The 19,398-nt window shown below is 61.6% G+C and carries 10 protein-coding genes; 7 read left to right on the forward strand and 3 right to left on the reverse strand.

The genetic code is table 11. From position 1 onward, the window contains the following. Window positions 1–312: 312 nt before the first annotated feature. The 3 genes from F614_RS0112915 to mobH form a co-directional block, all read right to left on the reverse strand. Window positions 313–1,251 (reverse strand): site-specific integrase, encoded by a 939-nt coding sequence (locus tag F614_RS0112915; protein ID WP_019559028.1) that lies wholly within the window; start codon window positions 1,249–1,251, stop codon window positions 313–315. A 104-nt stretch (window positions 1,252–1,355) separates the two neighbouring features. Next, window positions 1,356–1,667, reverse strand: a complete 312-nt coding sequence (locus F614_RS0112920; RefSeq protein WP_019559029.1) for a carbon storage regulator — start codon at window positions 1,665–1,667, stop codon at window positions 1,356–1,358. 155 nt (window positions 1,668–1,822) lie between these two features. Next, window positions 1,823–3,664: a MobH family relaxase gene (mobH, locus tag F614_RS0112925; RefSeq protein ID WP_019559030.1), complete on the reverse strand. Its 1,842-nt coding sequence runs from the start codon at window positions 3,662–3,664 to the stop codon at window positions 1,823–1,825. A gap of 577 nt (window positions 3,665–4,241) precedes the next feature. Here mobH and F614_RS14665 point away from each other — a divergent pair. The 7 genes from F614_RS14665 to F614_RS0112975 are packed head-to-tail and all read left to right on the forward strand — an operon-like array spanning window position 4,242 to window position 19,181. Continuing rightward, window positions 4,242–5,384 carry a cysteine desulfurase family protein gene (locus tag F614_RS14665; protein WP_038037390.1) on the forward strand — a complete coding sequence of 381 codons (1,143 nt, stop codon included), beginning with the start codon at window positions 4,242–4,244 and terminating at the stop codon, window positions 5,382–5,384. Next, window positions 5,381–6,274 carry a DUF4007 family protein gene (locus F614_RS14060; protein WP_019559034.1) on the forward strand — a complete coding sequence of 298 codons (894 nt, stop codon included), beginning with the start codon at window positions 5,381–5,383 and terminating at the stop codon, window positions 6,272–6,274. The genes F614_RS14665 and F614_RS14060 overlap by 4 nt, the downstream gene beginning before the upstream one ends. 15 nt (window positions 6,275–6,289) lie before the next feature. Continuing rightward, entirely contained in the window at window positions 6,290–9,595 is a 3,306-nt protein-coding gene (locus tag F614_RS0112955; RefSeq protein WP_155986845.1) for a hypothetical protein, read from the forward strand. After that, window positions 9,558–10,376 (forward strand): phosphoadenosine phosphosulfate reductase family protein, encoded by an 819-nt coding sequence (locus F614_RS0112960; protein ID WP_019559037.1) that lies wholly within the window; start codon window positions 9,558–9,560, stop codon window positions 10,374–10,376. The genes F614_RS0112955 and F614_RS0112960 overlap by 38 nt, the downstream gene beginning before the upstream one ends. A 9-nt stretch (window positions 10,377–10,385) precedes the next feature. Next, a complete protein-coding gene (locus F614_RS0112965) occupies window positions 10,386–12,200 on the forward strand; it encodes a hypothetical protein (protein ID WP_019559038.1) in 1,815 nt (604 codons plus the stop codon). Beyond that, window positions 12,200–13,774 carry a hypothetical protein gene (locus tag F614_RS14925; RefSeq protein ID WP_026329867.1) on the forward strand — a complete coding sequence of 525 codons (1,575 nt, stop codon included), beginning with the start codon at window positions 12,200–12,202 and terminating at the stop codon, window positions 13,772–13,774. The genes F614_RS0112965 and F614_RS14925 overlap by 1 nt, the downstream gene beginning before the upstream one ends. Before the next feature lie 4 nt (window positions 13,775–13,778). After that, a complete protein-coding gene (locus F614_RS0112975; RefSeq protein WP_196800289.1) occupies window positions 13,779–19,181 on the forward strand; it encodes an FtsK/SpoIIIE domain-containing protein in 5,403 nt (1,800 codons plus the stop codon). The last annotated feature ends 217 nt before the right edge of the window (window positions 19,182–19,398 follow it).

The following is a 19,398-nucleotide window of genomic DNA, read 5'->3' on the forward strand; positions in this document are numbered from 1 at the left end:
CGATTCGTAATCGATAGGTCGGAGGTTCGACTCCTCTCGCCGGCACCAATCTTGCTGTCATCGTCGGATCAAGGGGGCGATGACAGACCAGAGCCAGGGACCGGTCCGCCCTATTCGGACCATCGGAAGGGCGGTGCTACCCACACCGCCCTTCTCTTTTGCGTCCCCCGCTCGAATGTCGAGGCGTACTGCCAGGTGGCACGTACTGACTGGCTACGGGCGGCATGTACAGCCACCCGATCCTTTACTATCCCACATCGGAATCCACAGTCAAGCAAGGGTTTGCGTGTCTGCGGCGATCCGGCACGCTGGCTAGGATCGGCCCGGTTGGGGAAGGTGGTCAACCAACTGGCGCAGCTGCCCCATGTCGGGTTCGACGTATTGCATCGTAGTCGATAGGTTGGTGTGTCCCAGCAGGTGCTGCAGCGCGCGAAGCGGAGGGTTCTCCTGACGCCCCACCTCGGTCCCCAGCGTATGCCGGAGACGGTGCGGCGAAATGGGCTGACCCAAGACCTCGCTCAGCTTCCGGAAAAAGCCGCTGACCTGCTCAACGCGAATGCCCTTCCCCTGGTAGCGCGCTTCGCCCCGATGCAGGCCCAGGTCGAACACTTGCGAGTGCTCAAGGCCCCGAGGCCCGCGGAGCGCGATGGTCCGGTCATACAGTTCCCGCAATGGCTCAAGTAAGGGCGCTGGAACCGGAATATCCCACTCGCGGTGGGTCTTCGATCCCGCCACCGATAGCCGCAGCACGTTCTGGTTCCAGCACACGTCGCCCCACGTCAGTGCCGCCAGTTGCCGCCTTCGCATACCGGTGTAGTAGAACGTGAGCAGGACTACGAGCCAGAACCAGCGGGGCTCAAGGCAACGATTCTCGGAATCATCGAGCGCCGCGATCGCCTGATCCAGAAGGTCGCGCGAAACGGTCTTGATCCGGCGATCTTCAGGAGCTGCATCGACCCGTTCCAGGGGGTCATGGCTGATCCATTCCGCTTCCATGGCGAAGCGCCACATCGCGCGGAAATGGCGACGGTAGTAGTTCCAGGTCGTAGCGCGGGCGCGCTGCAGGACCTGGCTGCGCCATTCCAGCAGCGTGTCGCGCTGAATCTCGTCCAGCGTCCTGACGCCCATGTCGTTTTGAAACTGTCGAACAACCTGTTGGTATCGGATGGCGGTATCGGGCCGCAAAATCCGCTCGCGCAGATAGATCTGCACCAGGTCGTCGAGGGTGCGGTGGGTTTCCATCGCGGGCATGCCCTCCCCTGTAACGGGTTCAAGTCACGCCCCTGGCATCACTGAAGTTAGCACACGGTCTCCTTGCCAGGCGCGCGTCCTCACGAATCCAGCAGTGAAACCGCCTACTCCGTTTGCGATGGAGCCGAAATTTCCTGGGAAGATTGACGTCGTTCCTGCAACGCCTCGCGCACGATCTCCACGCTCTCGGGAGCCTCGATGCCGAGGCGCGCCTTGCGATGATCGACGTACTCCATACGGACAGGGCCGTCCGGGTGATGAAGCGTGATTCGGCTGCCTGCGGTGTCCCACTCGACATTGAGACCGGGCGCGCATGCCGACAGTCGAAGGGGTGCTTCCTGGGTCTGCACCGCGACCACGAGGGCGCTATCCCCCACGTACAGTGCTTCCCCGTCCTTCAGGGTCAAAACCAACATTCCTGTTCCTCCTCCTTGCTTCCTTGCCTGTTTGCCAGCTCCCTCTGCATTTCTTCCGAATATTCGATTTTTATGATTTCGGAAGAAACCACGGAGAATATTTCGTTCTTGCTCCCGTGTCACACCCCTGTAACTATCCGGGCAAGACGGCTAGCTTACGCTTCGGTGGCGGGTGTCAGGTGGTCGTTGGGTGACGGGGTCCAGTCCGGACCGAAGACCACGGAGACGTCGCGAATCAGCAGACCGTTGATTCGGCTCGTCTGGCGTTCCCCCCTCACCACATAGCGATGGATGTTGGTGCCCTCTGAGGACTTCTCGTGCAGCTGTAACCGCTGAAAGCGCTTCTGGGCGGCGTTCCACGCGTGGCCCGTCGCACTCGCAAAGTCGCGGAAGATCCCGGGGCTAACGAGTAGCACGCCCTCGGGGACGACGTGGATCCGGGCCTCTCGTGTGTTCACCAGGAGCGACCCGTCCGCGACACCTCGCCGGATCCATTCAAGACAGGCGTCGCCCGGGTCTTCAGGCAAGGGAGTGTCCGCACCCGTATCGCAGGATGCCATTGGCTGCGGTGGGGGCTCGGCCGTCGGCTCGTCAGTGGCTTCATCCAGGACGCCGTCGAGCCCCGGAGGGAGCGGCAGATCGTCAACACCGCCGGATACGGGCGGGCAGGGGGTCGAGCGACGTTCCTCCGCTTCCTCAGACTGACTTGTCTGGATTGCGACGGTCCTCGCCGTGGGCGGATCTGCCGTGGGGGCGGCCGTCTCTTCAGGTGAAGAGCGGCTTGGCGATCTGTCGCCAGACTCCGTTGTCCCCTCGGCCGACCCCTCACCAAGCGGATTCACGGAACCCTCGAACACCATCGGCATCGCACCAGGATCGGACCAAATGCGGGCCACCGGCAAGCGAATGAGAGTCAGTTCGTGCGACCAGCCGTCACCGGCAACCCGGGCCCTCCAGATGGCGCGGTCCCCGTTAGCGGTCAGCACTCCATGCTCCTGCAGTGTGTCGAAGATCCGGTCGTTGTTTGAAGGAATGCCGGAATGCCCTTCCTCGCGAAGCTGTGCCCGCAGTGCGTCGGCTGCGCGCTTCGACACGAGCCACAGATCCGACTCCGTGCGCCAGCCTGCCGCGCCATTGCGGTTCAGCGGCAGATCTTCGCTGCTTAACAGGTGCCGAAGCGATGTCATCAGCTTCTCGTGGAGCGGCTTCATGGGCGTCGGAAGTCGGTCCGGTGATTCTCCGCCCAGGTTCCGCGCCACCGACTCCCGGTCGGCCTGCAGGATGATCTGTCCTAGCGCCCCCGCATCCTCCATGTGCCCGTGGATTGCATGGATCCACGCCTGCAGCAGCTCCTGGTGTTGAGCGATCCAGGACATGCCTTCCGGCGGTAGGACCCAATGCGCGACGAGGCTGGACACAGGTTCGTGGAGTTTGTGAACGCGACCGCGCCTGTACCGCACGGAGTACCAGCGCGCACCCCGTCGCTCGGTCATCGGCCCGTGCCAGGGTTCCCAGCGCCCCAGGCGGTTGCCCAAGGCGTCGTACAGGACGATCTCTTGGTCAACCACGGGCTTGCCCACGTCGTGCAGCAGGGCGGCGGAGAAGACGCCGTAGGACCACGCATCCGCCTCGTGTGACAGCCTCTCGGGCTCCGCCCCGGGTGGCAGGACGTATCCCCGGCGAATCTGAAGCGCCTTGAGCACGACTTCGAGGCCGTGGTCCAGCATGCCCCCTCGGCCGGAGTGGTGGTGAACCTCGGATGCGGGCACTTCCTGGACGAATGCTGCGTACTGGCGCAGGCTCGCGGCGACATATTGTTCGGCGCACTCCGACGGCAGCGCGAGAAGGCCGGTGATCTGGCGCAGTAGAGCCTGTCGGTGGGGAGGCTGCAGCAGTGCGTCCGCGCTCTCGACCGGCAGCAGGCCGTCCTTCGGCGGTTCTTTCTGTCGACCGGCTTTTTCTGCAGCAGGGGAGTTGCGACTGAGGAATGGCAGCATGTAGGACCGCCGAAAGGCCGTTGTTGACGAACCAGCGATGATGGCTTTTGCCTCACGTATCTGTCCGCCGTAAAACCTTAACGGGATCTTGTGGGTTTCCGAGGCTGTGTGCCACGCGCGTCGCGTTTGAATTTGCGCCTTGTCCGCACCTGACCTCAGTTTTCATGCCGGGATATTTCTCAATCCACCGGGTCGGCTCGACACCTTCCTCGATGTCCACCGTGATCTCCTCTTGATAGCCGCACACAATGCGCTGGCTTCGCCGGCGGTCCACGCCGATCGCCAAGCGCCCGCGGCCACAGCTCACGCCCTTGCCGCCTGTGGGCGGCGCGCCGTGGCCGAGGCTATTGCCGTAGCTCCGGGTCTCTTACGCAGGCCGGCACCTCCTGAAGTTCCTGCCGGATCCGGGGCGTGGTGCGCGCGTTGGAATAGATCGTACTCGCCATGGGGTCAACCTTCCGCTCGCTCATCGGGCACAATCCTGCGTGCGGCGTTCAGAGCTGAGGCGGTCTCGCTGGGTGGGGTTGGAGTAACCCATCCAGCAAGGTAGACTGCCAAAAACAAAGGTGAGGTAGTCATGGCGTCGGTGAACCTCGACAATAACGCGACAACATGCCCCTCTCCCGCCGCAGTCAACGCCGCCACAGCGGCTCTAAGCGCCGATTATGGGAACCCTTCGAGCGCGCACGGTGCCGGCGACCTCGCTCGTACACTGCTCGTCGGAGCCCGAACAGAGGTAGCCGAGCTGCTTCGGTGCGACCCCGAGAAGCTAATCTTCACCGGGTCAGGGACCGAGGCGAATAACCTTGCAATTCATTCCCTTGCCTCGAATAGACTGTGGCGGCTAGTGACGACGCCCATCGAGCACTCGTCGGTAATTCAGCATGCCGATTACCTCGCAGCTCGGGGTTTGGATATAGTCAAAGCCGATGTCCGAGCCGATGGGCGAGTTGACCTCGAGAGCGTCGAGTCTGCGCTTCGCAGAGTAGACCATCCCGCGCTCTCGGTGCAGTGGGTTAATAATGAAACGGGGGCGATTCAGCCGGTTGAAGAGTTGGTCGACATCGCTCGCCGTCACGGCGCACGCGTCCATATCGATGCGGCGCAAGCCGTCGGTAAGCTCCCATGCGACGTTGAGCAACTCGCCCCGGATTTTCTTTCCTGCACCGCACACAAGATCAATGGCATCCGTGGGGTAGGAGCCCTGTACGCGCGTGAGCCTCAGTGGATCCAACCCATGCGCTTCGGCGGCATGCAGGAACAGGGCATTCATCCTGGCACGGAAAACCTTGCTGGGATCGCTGCATTCGGCGCGGCCGCCCGCGAAAGGCGGAACAGCCTATCCCAAGCAATTGATCACATGCGCCGTCTGCGAGATGCCTTTGAGGATCGGGTGCTCGAAGCCTGCCCATGGGCACAGGTGAATGCCACGCGGGCGCCGCGTGTTTGCAATACAACCAATATCCGCTTCTCCGGTATTGATGGTGAGGCACTGATGGCTCGCCTCGACGGCGAAGGGATTTATTGCTCACAGAGTTCTGCTTGCACCAACCAGAAGCCGGAGCCCTCCTTTGTACTGCGCGCCATGGGGCTTTCGGAGAGCGAGGCGTATGAAAGCGTTCGCTTTTCGATGGGCGTAATGAACACCCAGGATGAGGTCGTGGAGGCCGCTGACGCAGTGGTCGCCATTGCGAGACAGCTCAGGAGATTGTTTGCATGAGATTCGGCGGGCACGAAACATTCCCGGTTCGGGAGGGGTGGATTTATAAAGGGCTCTCCCTGATCGAGGCCGATTCGGAAGGGTTCAATGACCCTTACGTCGCTGACGCGCTCGGTGTCGGACGCAACATGGCCAAGTCCATTCGTTATTGGTTGCTCGCCTCCGGGCTTGCCGTCACCGAGAACTCGACAGTCAATGCCAAGCGCAAGCGGCTCGCCCTCACGCCGCTCGGCGCGGCTATCTACAAGCACGACCGCTACTGCCTGCAGCTCGGCACTTGGGCGGCGCTACACGTAAACCTACTCAATCAGCAAGGCTATGCCCGGGTGTGGACGTGGTTCTTTAGCCGCTTTGTCGAACGCCGCTTTGATCGGCTGACGGCGTCGGCGGCCTTTGAGCGGTTCGTGCAGCGCCAGGAGCAACGCTCACCGGCCGCGAAGACGCTCCAACGCGATATAGCCTGTTTGTTGTCCTGTTACGCGACACCCATCCCCAGCGAGACAGCCGATCCGGAGGACGCCTCGGATTCCCCGTTCCGGCGTCTAGGGCTTTTGACGTTGTTCCGTGACTCGAATGTCTATCAACGCAATGAGCCCAATGTCGCGCAGTTCCCGCCGGAGCTTGTCGGCTATGCCTTTGCGCAGTGCGGTGTCACGGACGAGGCGGTGCCGCTGCGTGAGGCATGTTTCTACGATGGGGGGCCCGGACAGGCGTTTCAACTCAGTCTCAACGCCTTCCTCGACTGGGTCGAGCAGGCCGAGGCACGCCGCTGTGGCGTGCGGGTAATCGGCTCGGCCGGCGAGCGGCGCATCCGGCTCGATCAGCGCTCGGCTTCCGAGTGGCTGGAGTCCTACTACGCAGGCGTTGGCTCAGTGCGCGCGGCGGCCTAACAGGTAAATGCCGAGATGAACGCTGAACACCCATTACTCAGGGCGATCAATCTGCAATACGATGCCGATACTCCGGAGCGTATCGCACACTACGAGCCGACATCGAAAGCCGTTCGATTCCTAGAGGGGGTAAGTGGTGAGACGCCGCACCGGGCTTTCTTTGTCATCGCCCCCTATGGCTCAGGCAAGTCGCTTGGTGCCACCTACCTCCTGCACCTCCTGGAAAATCGAGCTAGTGCATCGGGCGTGCTGGAGACCATTGGCAAACGCCTTGAAAGTGTAAGCCCAGAACTTGCTGATTTCGCTCAGCGCCGCTTGGCCCGCGGCCGCCCCCATGGCGTGGCCATCGTGCTTGAGGGTGCGATTCAGGATATCGGGGAGGCGCTAGGGCGCGCCGCAGCCGCATCGCTTCGCCGGCTCGGCCTGAAATCGCGCGCCGAGGCCGTCGAGGCACTCGAAGCCAGCGGTATCAACGGCGCCATCGGCGTTCTCGAGTACTTGGTACACACCGCGTCCAAGAGCAAAGCAAAGAACCAAATCGATCGTATCGCCATCATTTGGGATGAGTTCGGCCGGCACGTGGAGCAGCTCGTGCGATCCGGTCGGCCGGACCAACTCGCTGAGATCCAGACGCTCGCGGAATACGCAGCTAGGAGCCGCGTGCTCCCAGTAACGTTTGGCCCGATCATGCACCAGGGGCTACTCCAGTATGCCTCTGGACTCAGCCAGACCGCCCTCACCGAGTGGCGAAAAATTGAGGGGCGTTTCGAGCCCATTCAGTACGTCGACGACAGCCACGAGCTCTATTGGCTTATCGCCAAAGTGGTGTCCAACAACCGTCCCTCTCAGGATCTTTTCGAAGACAAAGGTGAGAAGGCGCAGCGAGCGCGGGCCGTCGGGCTGTTCGGAGACTTCGGCGCTGAGCTACCCGACCTCCTGCGCCTCGCGAGCCCGCTCGATCCGGCGACGCTGCACATTCTCCCGCAACTCGCCGCACGGGTTGCTCAGCACGAGCGCACACTATTTGGGTTTTTGTTGAGCGCCGATCTCTCACGACCCGTCACCGTCGAGCAGGTCTACGACTATTTCGCCGGCGCCATGCAGGCCGATACCGCGCTCGGTGGGACCTACCGCAAATGGCTCGAAACCGAGAGCGCGCTCGCGAAAGCGGAGGATGCGCACGAGATCCGCGCGTTAAAGAGCGCGAGCGTATTGGAGCTTGGCCTGGCGGGGAACCGGCAGCGGGTCACGCGTGAGCTGCTCGAATTCGCGCTCAGCGGGGGGCAAGCGGCCACACTCATTGTGGACACACTCCTCGAGCGCAAGCTCCTTCTCCATCGACGCCGCAGCAATCAGGTCTCGCTTTGGCACGGCACCGATATCGATCTGCGCGCACGGCTCGATGAAGAGATCGCACGGCAGGATCCGGAGATCGATCCCGTCGGCCAGCTCAACGCCGATTTTCCACCAACGCCGCTCCGGCCATTACGCCACAACGATCACCACGGTCTCCGACGTTACTTCGCAGGCACATTCGCAAGTGTCGACGCTTTCCATCAGTGGCTAACTGCCGACGAGCAGCTGCTCGCTCCCGGTGAAGACGGTCGTATCGTGTATCTTGTCCCCTCGGATGAGGCCGAGCGTCAGCGGGCCGTCGACGTTGCGAGACGGTGCGAGGTTGAGCGTTTGTTGGTCGTGGTACCTGCCTCAGTCGGCGATTTCCGAAGCGCCGCCGTGGAAGTGCGCGCACTCGAGCGCCTCGCCTCAGACGAGGTACTCCTTGCCGAGGATCCTCTCGCTGAGAAAGAGCTTCAACAGATGCTCGATGAGGCGCAAGCGCATCTCCACGCGCAAGCCACCCAATTGACGCACCCTGGTGCCGACACGGTCTGGTATCACCGAGGTGAAGCACTCGAGATCAGCGACGTGGCCTCAGTGTTCGCTCGCTTGAGCGAAATCTGTGACGCAGCCTTCCACACGACGCCGAAGATCAACAACGAGATGATTGTCCGCCACAGGCTCTCCGCTCCGCTGGTCAATGCCCGAAAGAAACTCGTCATGGGCATCCTCGAGCGCCATGGACAGGAACGGCTCGGTATCCAAGGCGAGAACGCCGATGCCTCTGTATTCCGCACCGTTCTCGAGCGGACGGGGCTGTACCGACCCAAGGATGATGGTGAGGGATATCGCTATGCCCAACCCGAAGAGCTCGACGATCCCAACCTCGAAGCGGTCTGGAGGCAGTTCCAGGTGCTTGTCACCGAGCCTACAGACAGCCCCAAGGATCTCGAGGCTTTTTTCGAGCAGCTCACCGAACCCCCGATTGGGTTGCGTCGCGGGGTCATCCCGATTTTCTTCGCCGCCGCGTTGCGCGCATTCCAGACGACGCTCGCCATTACCAACGAGAAGGGCGAGTACGTCGACGATTTGCTACCAAGTGTCATCGAGGACATCTGCAATCGCCCGAATCGGTACGCATTAACGGTGTTCGAATTCAATGAGGAGGCCAAACAATACCTGCAGGCGCTGACCCGCACCTTCTCGTCCAAGGCACCCAATGATGCGCGCAACAGTGGCGATCTCATGCGCCAGGCCTTTGACGCCTTCGAGGCGTGGTGCGCGAAACTACCACCTGGTGCCAGGGACAGTCGGATCATCGGCACCTCGGGAAGAGCCCTTCAAAGCCTCGTCCGCGCGCCCTTCAGCCCATTTGACCTATTCTTTCGGCGATTCCCGCAACTCGCCGAGTCGAAGGACCTCGCGGCGGTCGTGTGCTGGATCGTCGAGGCCAAGGCCGAGTTGGAAAGCGTGCTTTCGCGCTATCGCGAGGAAGCTCTAACGAGCCTCGACGGATGCCTCCAGCTCGACGCGAATGCTCCGATCGACTCCGAGCGGGAGCGTTTCGATTATTGGCGAAGGATGCTGCCGACAGGCTTGGGGGACCACCTCGGGGGCGTGCCGCGGAACCTTCTCAATTTGAATCTCGATTTCTACCGTAGTGACGACGCATTTATTGACGCCGCTGCGGCCTTGCTCGTGGGTCGACAGCCGAAGCGCTGGGACGATGCGGACCTACAACGCTTTCGCAATGAAGTCAGCTCCGTCACGAGCCGCATCGAAGCGAGTGCGCTCGCCGACACCCAGGCCTACGGGGAAGACGCTGCTAACCTCGTGGAGAGGCGACTGAAGATCTATATCAGCCGGCTTGTGGACGCGGTGGGCGCTGACGCGGCTCATCGCCGCCTCGATGGAATTCTTAGCGAACTTGAGCACGAGGAACATGATGGCGAACCTAGACGAAGCGCTACGCACGGCCGATGATGGCGAGACGCGCCACATCGTTAGCCTCTCGGGCGGCAAAGACTCCACCGCGTTAGCGATCTTTATGCGTCAGCACTATCCGCAGCTGCCGATTGAATATGTCTTCTGCGATACCGGCGTGGAGCTCCCGGAAACCCTGGAGTACTTCGAGCGCCTAGAAGCGGTGCTCGGACAAGAGATAGTACGGGTTACCGCCCTCGACGAGCTCGGCGTCGAGGAGAAGGGGCGCCGAACGCCCTTCGACTACTGGTTGGATGAGGCCTATGGCGGCTATCTCCCCAATCCCCAAGCGCGCTGGTGCACACGGGTGCTCAAGATCCGGCCGTTCGAACGCTACGTCGGCGGGTCAACCGCCTATAGCTACATCGGCATCCGTGGTGATGAGAATCGCGTAGGCTATCAGCAACAAGGCGGTAAACCGCCAGTTTTCTCCGACAAGCCCAACATCCTTCCAGTCTACCCCTTCAAAGAGCACGGCATGGGTCTGACGGATATCAAACGGCTGCTCGAGGAATCCGGTCTCGGGTTGCCCGATTACTATCAGTGGCGCTCGCGCTCGGGCTGCTACTTCTGCTTCTATCAGCAGATCGGCGAGTGGCAGGGCCTCAAAGAGCAACATCCGCTGCTTTTCGAGCGCGCCAAGCGCTACGAGCGGGATAAAAGTGGCAAACAGTTTACCTGGCGTCAGGGGCAGCGGCTTGAAGATCTTGAGCGGCTCAAGGCTCGCTACGAGATCTCAGACGGGACTGACTCTGATGGCTGCGCCATCTGCCATCTATAGACCACCGATATGACCTACCGCAATCCGCTAATCGATTTCCTGAGAGCCTATGGCCCGTCGGAGGCGGCGAACAACCTTTTTGACGAGCATGTTGTCAATGCGGCCGAGCGCTACCGAGTCGCCCCCTTCTCTGTTGACAACCCCCTGCTCAGCGATCTCCAGCGCAACTTCGACGCCGACAAGCCACAGAGCGTAGTTCTCACCGGCACGGCCGGCGACGGCAAGACCTATCTCTGCCGCAAGCTTTTCGAGCGGCTCGGCGGCTCGGCGGCGGATTTTCGAGAAGCTGGAGAGGTCGCCCGGATACGTCTATCAAGCGGGCAGACGCTGACGATCATCAAGGACCTGAGCGAGCTTCGCGAGGCGGACAAGGAGCGTGAGCTCGAGGCCGTGACCCGGGCTTTCGTGGGCGATGACCCGGATCACGTGCATTTGATTGCCGCGAACGATGGTCAGTTGCTCAAGTTTTGGCGGGACTTCGTCGACGTACATACACACGCCCAGCGTGTGTTCGAGGCCCTTCGATGGATGCTCAAGGAGGAGCGCTCGCACCATACGGATCTTCCCGGGCTGCGGCTCGAGAACCTGAGCCGGCAGTCGAACGCCGAGCTCTTCGAGCAGGTCGTTGACGCAGTCCTCCGCCACACGGACTGGGGCATGTGCGATGGGTGTCCGGTCGCCCAACAGCAACCAGCTTGTCCGATCCTGGAGAATCGACGACGCTTGGGCGCGGACGAGAGCAGCATGTTTCGCCAACGGCTGAAGGACTCGATTGCGCTCGCTGCGGCTAACGATCTTCACTTGCCGATGCGTCAGCTTTTTCTGCTCGTATCTAACATCCTGCTTGGCGACAGCGACAGCCTTGGACTTCTGAGCTGTCAAAAGGCCCAAAACCGTGCGCAGGCGAGGCGTTATGCGGCCACCAACCCCTACGACAATGCGCTCGGATTCAACCTGCGGCCTTCTTACCGCGAACGCTATGCGGCCTTCACCACACTCTCGAGCCTCGGGATCGGTCAGGAGACCAACAGCGATGTTGACGCGCTTCTCATCGAGGCAGCCCCTCCTGAGCTACACGCCGCCCACTTGGCTAACGACCCACTCTACGGCGCAAACCTGCTAGAGGACGCCCGCAGTGCCTACCTGCGGGGCGAGCGCGAGCGTTTCGAAGCCTTGCTATCAGGATTGGAGGCACAGCGTCGACGCTTGTACTTCACGCTACCTGATGAGGGCTCAGAGCGGGGCCTCGCGCCGTGGGCGCTCACGGTATTCCAAAGTGGCGGTGAATATCTTCGGTTGCAGGCGAAGATGCGCGATGAAAAGTTCGAGCCGCCGCTCTTGCGGCGGCTTGTGAAAGGGCTTAACCGCACTTTTACCGGGACAATGACTGATGATACCGAGTTGCTCTGGCTGGCCATTCCGCCGGGCAATGTTCATGACCGGACGGGCCGAGTGCTTGAACACCCCCCTATCCCGATCCTGCGAGGCAGGATGGGGGCGCCGTTTATCACCGTTGACAGCGCGGGTGTCAACAGTCGCCTAAGGTTGATCCTCACCCACCGGGGCGCCCCCGAGCCGTTCGCCTCAATCGAGCTAAGGCCGCTGATGTTCGAATATCTCATCCGGGTTGCGAATGGGAGTCTCCCGGCGAGTTTCTCTCGGCAATGCTTCGAGGAACTCAAGCACTTCCGTTTGCAGGCCACGGCTGCGTTGACGGAACTCGACGATGTTGAGCCCTCCGATGGCGATATGCAGCTTGTATCGCTTGATCCGCATACGGGGCGGTTAAACGGCTCGCTACTCGCTATCAGAGAGACATACTGATGCAAGAGACCGATACGCTGCGGCCACCCGCCGCACTTGACCGTTCGGGCATGAAGTCGTGGGTCGACGAGGCGATTTGGGGTCATCGCTTTCGCAATGACCAAAGCCCTTGGCTGCTGCTGATCGAGCTGTTGAATGTCTGCGCAGCACGGCTTGCAAACGCCGAAGCGCTGGAGATGTTCCCCGAGCGCCCGGCCGCTGATTCCAGTCGCGGCGAGCACGAATCCTTCACCTACTCGTTACCGCTGCGCATGGAGCTACGCCATATCCTCTTCCGGGACCATCGGTTGGAGGAGGCGGCTGCACAGGGCGCGGCTAACGACACTGCCCGTTGGGCTCACTGGATCGCTAAGTCCGAGGAAGACAGCGCGCTACATTTTGACTATCTACAGAAGCGTTTCGAGACTTTTGAGGCCTTCGCCAACACCGCTCTCTTGTTGCGTAACCTCGAGGCGGAACTGGAGCGCAACCGTCGCTGGACATCGAAGCACCTCGTGCCGCACGGCCCCGCTACCCTCATGGCGGATCTGAAAGAGCTCAGGAGTGGCCGCATGGATCCCGCTGAGCGGCGTTTCTTCGCCCGGGGCGGCGAGCTAGTGTTTCTCATGCTGAGCCGCTCCGATGAGCGGGATAGACTCGAGGGTTTAATACGCGATCGACTTCTCGCGCCAAATAAGCGCTGGAACCGGCTTGCCGAGCGCTTGCAGCCGCCAGGTGAGACGACGCGGGTGGGCAATCCACACGTGGGCTACCTCCCGCTCCCACGGCACAGCCGCTATAACGCGCTCGCCGAGGATTGGGTCGCGCTGTTGGGGGCCGTCGATTTGCCGAGCGACTACGCGCTCGAGCCCTTGATGCGACTCACGGGGCTGCACACGGCCCTTTATCTTCTCGAGCGCGCCGCTGAAGCAGCCGGCTCCGGGCGCATTGCGCCGATTCCGCTGGAGATGATCGCCACCGGCGCCAACGCCGTGCGCAAGCTCTCCATTGACCAATTCCATGCGAATCAACACGCCACCCGTGAGGCCTTGAAGCAGCGCTTAGAGAAATTCCGGGTGAGCGAGCCCTGGCGAGCGCTGACGGAGGCGGGCAACTGTCAGCGTGCAAACCAGTGCCTGCGGGAGGCGTTTGGCTGGACGGGAGGTGATGCGAGCGAGCCGCCGGAGCGCCAATTCGACTCCTTCTACGAGAACGTTATCAATAACCACGCTAGTCGGCTTGGGCCAATCCCCAACGCCTATCTCCAGAAAGTGGGCCTCGCCGTACGCCGCCGCGGCGCGGGAAGCTGGTATGCACCGGATGACGGCATACTGGAGGCGCTCGTGCTGGCCAATGTCCATGAGCCCGTCGAACTACGTGTCTTCCTCGAGCGACTCCACGCGCGATACTCCCTGGTGGTCGGCCCGCAGGAGGCCCGGCAAGCGTTTGGTGGGATGCCGGTGCGCGAGGAGCAACTTACTAAGAATCTTCAGCGCTTCGAGGAGCGCATGCGCGCACTCGGTTTCCTCCACAGGCTCTCCGACGACTGCGCGTTCGTTCACAACCCGTATACGAAAGCAAGCCCGGCGGCCTGATGCCATGACAAATACCGCTTCTTCTAACACCACCCCTGAGACGTCCACCTCCATCGAACCCCTCGCGCTCATGGCCCGTGTCGCGCGGCGGCAGGTCCAGGCCGCCGTGGATCACCATCCAGGGGAACGCGTGCTGTTCTCGGTCATCGGTCTCTCTCAGCAGCAGATCTGTGCGATCGCGCTAGAGATTGACAAGGCGATCTCTAGCGCCGAGGTGCACATCCATCACGCTCTCAATGATGGCAATTTGCCCACGCGGCTACTCTCGGATAAAACCTCCACGTATTGGCGCAATGCGAGCAAGCCGGACGGTGCTGGCGCGGTAGTCTTCGCCGTGCCCGAGGGCGAGCGCGAGACCACGGGCGCGTCCATCGCCAATATCGCCACGCTCGATACAACTACGCTGATCGAGCAGCCCGCGCTTTGGCTCGAGGCCTGCCACCAGGCCCTCGGCGAAGACGAACGACAGCGATTGACCGACGCACTTACAGGGCTCACGCGCACCGATCTCATCTTCGATGTGGATTTCTTCGCGCGCTTTGTCGCCCGCACTCTCGAGCACCTCGAGGAGGTGCCTGTCGAGCGGGCGCTCGATCGCGCGCTGCCGGCTCTTCGCTTGCCTCGTGACGCCGGCCGGTTCAAAAAACCTCAATCGCGTCCGCTCAGCGCGGCGAAATGGGCCAGCGAGTTCGTACGTGTTGAGCGGGAGACGCGCGACAAACTCTATTTGCGCGACGTCAAGGGTGCACCACTCGATCGATCATTGCTGCGTGCACGAGTCGAGGACTTGACGAAGGATGGCAAGATTGACGCCGATGTGGCGTCTGTGGCCCGTGACTTCCTCCAAGACGATGGCATTGCCGCCGGACAGTGGCAACCAAGTCAGGCGCGCCTTGTCGATTGTTCCTGGAATGAAGTCGAGAAACTGTTCGCGGATTCGAAGCCCCGGCAGCAAAAGAAGCCGCTTGGGGAGGACACACGTGAATTCTTCGATCACTGGTATCCGGAGGCTATTAGTACTGAAGATCGGCAGGTGCTCGACGAGACCAATGAACGCAAACAGGAACCGAGTGCAGAGGAGCAGGCGTTTTTCTTCGATCACCGAGAGACCCTGCGTAAGGAGAGCCGAACCCTGTACACGCGTTGGGAACGCTACATCTTTCGTCAGCCGATCGAGCGACGGGAGATTTTCCCGGGGCTTTTGCTCGCGCTCAGGAGCGCACTGCAGCTCATGTCGGAGGCACCGGCCAACCCGGTGGCTTACGTATTCCTGGCCGGCTCGCACGCGCCCGCATTCTGGAGCACAACAAAGCATACGGCGCTCTGTCGTTATCTGCGCGATACCCTTCGCGGCCTTCCGGAGCTTGCTGGTCCGGAGGTGATCGTCGACCTTGGCGTCTGCTGGCGTCCGGAGGTTCAAGAGAAGATGGAGCGTGTTGAGGTGACCAACGTCAACGCGCAGACCACGGAGTTCAAATTCGAGGTCTACCTCCTCGAGCGGGACGATCTGGACGCCAAGAACAGACCGACGCGTGAAGTACTTCGCCACGCCCCAAAGGGGCAGTTTCACTGGACGATGCCCGCGGAGTCGCTGCCCGCCCAGATGCCCTCCGATCTCAGGAATTTGCTACCAGATAGCTCGAAGCCGGCGTGGTTGCTCACCTCCACGATCTCCCGTAACCCGAGGCCCGATCAGCGGCGGACTGCGAATATGACTCTCGCGGATCGAAACAGCCTGCTCGATGCCGGTGGGAGCAGCGAAGGCCAACTTGCCAATCCACTCAAGGCGGACCATGACGTCGCGAGCCGGATTCGAGAGACTCTCTCGCGCTTTGAGGCGGATCACGTAGTAAGCGCCACTGCAGCGGAATCGGTCCGCGGTGCGCTCGAGGCGTTTGAGGTGGCTTACACGCAGGCAATTGCCGCCATGATCGCTTCCGACGGACGCGGTCTGGCAGATCCGGCGCTGCTTGAGCAGGCGAGTCGCTACGGCGAACTCCTTGAGACTCTGCGCAAGGAGGTGCGCGCCGAGGCAGCTCGGCCGCATCTATGGGAGTCGGCCTTGTCAATAGGCGTGGCCTTCTCGAGCGATGGGCCGCCGGGTGCCGTGGTCACTGCCTGGCATCCTCTTCGACTTGCCGAGCTTGCCGCCAAAGCTCGGCAGTTCGCAGAGCTTTGTCGCGACTTGCTCGGGCGCGATCTCACGGATATCGCCACGCGGGGCGGCTATTTCGACGAGCGCGCGAGTGCGCTCGGACACCTCCACTACCCCGGTGCCGTCGGTCACAGCCGCTTCTCCGCCGCGGTGCTCGCCGGCGAAGAGATGCTCGGTGGATACACAATCATGGAGCCGCAGACGGTCGAGCAGGGAGCCGAAACCTTATTCGACGCCGAGCCCAAAGAGGCCGCAAACGCTTTCGTCGGCGTCTGCGACGAGCAACTCGAGCTTAAGCCTCACGAGCAGGCCAATTTCTCCTGTGTGCTCTTCAATGCGGAGTCTCAAGGGTTACCAGGGGCGCTCTCTGAGCAGCTAGCGCGCCGGATCGACGCCGAGCCGCGCCTGCGCTGCGAACTCACGTTGACCCATGATGACCCGGCGCGGCTGCGAAGCATTTACGCCGAGCAGAACGCGCAAATCGGCCGGGAGGTCGACAGTGCCTTGTCGAGTGAAGGCGCCAAAAGCTTTCTCTCGCGATTACGGGTTGGCTTCAACGACCTAGAAGCGGTTCGGGAGAACGACAGCCTCGCCTATGCTGCAGACCTTGTGCTCATGCAAGACGTCCTTGCCCGACATGCGCGCACGAGCTGGCGCAAGGCGCAGCCGGCGAATCCGTCGGTAGCGCTTTCAACATTCGACCCAAATACAATCTCAAAGCGCTGCCCGCGAGACCCGAAACGACGTAGCTCCGCAACGTACCTAACGCCACCGCGCCTGCCCCGCCCTTGCCAAGCCTACATCGACCTGCTGCACGACTATCTCGTGAACGACGAGACCGACGGGGGCTTCAGCTGGCTGCCCGTGCGCGAGGTCTCGTTCGATGACGAAGCCGTGACTCGGGCCCTTGAGAGTTCGCACCAGATCGGCGAGTGGGTGGTCAACTACGACGCGATCGCCGACCGTCACCTGCTGGAGGCGAATGCCAGCGATATCCGCATCATTCGTCATCTCAGCGGACCCGGGCGTCATCATAACCTCATTGTCTCGGCGAAGGATCCCGGCCGGCAATTACGCCAGCGCCTCGACGAGCAGCTTCAGCGGCTATTGCCGGGCTTCGATGTCGAAGGACGCAAGGGCCTGGTCGACCGGCTGCTCGATGAGGCCTCGCAAATATCTGGGCAGATCGTGATGCGAGCGGCGCGTTTTGAACGCAATACGCTCGAACTTATCGGTATCGCACTCTCGAAGCCATTGATCCGCGAGTTGCTCGGGAGGAACGAACCGGCGCTCGCGTGGTTCTTCCTCGACGACGTCGGTCCATGGCTCGGCCACAGCGCCGGTCGGGTCGCTGATATTCTTGCCTTGTCGCCCTGTGTCGAGGACGGTGAGCGCAAACTCGACTTGGTCATAGCTGAGAGCAAGTTCGTCGCCGCGGCGCACCAAACTGAGCAGCTTCACAAGTCGAACCGTCAGCTTCTTGAAACGGTCCAGGGCTTCGTCAACCGGTTCTGCTCGCAAGAGGGCCAAGTCGATGAGCCCATGTGGCGCGGTCGTCTCGCCGACATGATGCTCGAACACCTCAAGGCCTTCGGGGACAATAACCCCCAAACGCTCGCCTCTTGGGCCGACGATCTTCGCGAGGGCCGCCTTGAGATACGTATTCGCGGCCGTTCCTACACGTTCGTACACGATTTGGCGCCACCGGCCGAAGTTGAATGCGAAGAGGTGCGACCAGGGGAGGTCCAACTACTGCTACCGCGCGAGGCTATTGCTGAGTTGCTACGTCGCGAGGCCGGAGCCGACCGCGCAGCCAAGGCTTCGCCGGAGCCATCAGGCGTGGCTCGGTTCGCCGCGACAAGCGGTGTACGCGTCCGTCCGGATTCACCCACCGCCGTAGACGAGACCGTTGACAACGCTCATGGTCAACAAGACGGGGATGGCGCTAGCGAAGCGCATGCGCAGAAAGAGGGCGAGCGAGCCGACTCGCGTCGCATCAACAGCACCTTCGCGCAGGTTGAGTCGGACAGCGAAGACGGCCGCAGCCGGCATCAGGCCAGCGATGAGGGGGGTGTTTTCCCTGCCCCCGTGCGTGCTCTGTTAAGCGAAAACGAGTCTCGCGAGGGCAGCGCTGAGGCCGAGCAGTGGCTTGCGCAGACTGTGGAGGGGCTTCGCATCGGCCTGCGCGAGTACGCTATGGATTGCAAGGTCCTTGAAGCTCGGCTGACGCCCAATGCGGCGTTGGTTCACCTTCAGGGTTCTAGTCGGCTTACCCCCACGCAGATACAACGCAAACAGGACGAACTCCTTGTCTCCCATGGTCTAGAGATCGCGCAGATCCTCAAGGCGCCGGGTCGGGTTTCGGTGATGATCAAACGGCCGGAGCGTGAGTTCCCAACGATCCGGGAGGTGTGGAGCCGGCGTAGGCTCCCGAACGGCGCCCCACAGTCCAATGCGAACATCTTGCTCGGCGTGCGTGAGGACACCGGCGAGGCGCTCTATCTGAACCTCGCCGGTGAGTTCGCTGGGCAGGAAGAGCACGCCCCGCACACGCTGATTGCCGGCATGACCGGCGGCGGAAAGGGCGTACTTGTTCAGAATCTCCTGCTCGATATTTGCGCGACGAACGCCCCGAACGCGGCCCGCATTTGGATAATCGACCCCAAGAAGGGTCTCGATTATCGCTGGATCGAAGGCATGCCACATTTGGCCGGCGATATGGCACTGGACCAAAATTCCGCTTCGAACACACTTACTGCGCTCGTCGAGGAGATGAACCGACGAAACGCCCTTTTCAGAGATACGCGCGGCGCTCCGCAAAAACTGGACGAGTACAACGAGCTCGTTCCGGCTTCTGAGCGCCTTCCGCGGTTATATGTTTTTCACGACGAGTTTGCCTTCTGGGGGCAGGACAAAGATTACCGGCAGTTAGCGGAGCAGCAGATCAACGGTCTTGGGCAGATGGCCCGGGCCGCGGGCATCCACATCTTCCTGATCACCCAACGCCCCGACCGGGATGTCATGCCGTTGCAGGCGCGAGAGAATCTTGGTAATCGCTTAGCGCTTCGCGTTGCCAATGAGAACAATGCTTCGTTGATCGGGGTCCCAGGGGCGGAAAAGCTCCTGCCCAAAGGGCAACTCGCGGCGAGCCTCCCCGGGGAACCGAATGTCATTTACGCGCAGGTTCCCTACATCTCCAGGGAAGATCTGTGTGCGCTCTCGAAGGCCATTCGTAACTACTGGAACACTTAGCTCGGTCACTTGTAAGCCAGCTAGCCCCCGATAAGCTCGGCGAGCTCAATGCCATCGTAGATGCAATGGGCGAGGTGGACCGCATAGACCCGGAGATCTGTCTGCAGCGCGTCCGTCGGCGCAGCGCGGCCTCGTGCTCAAGCGAACCAACCTGGTTGATGACGAGCTGACGCAGCGAGTCTGCTTGATGAATTTCCTTCGAACGGTCACTGGTGTC

It is taken from the genome of Thioalkalivibrio sp. ALE12, assembly GCF_000381105.1.
Classification (GTDB): Bacteria; Pseudomonadota; Gammaproteobacteria; order Ectothiorhodospirales; family Ectothiorhodospiraceae; genus Thioalkalivibrio.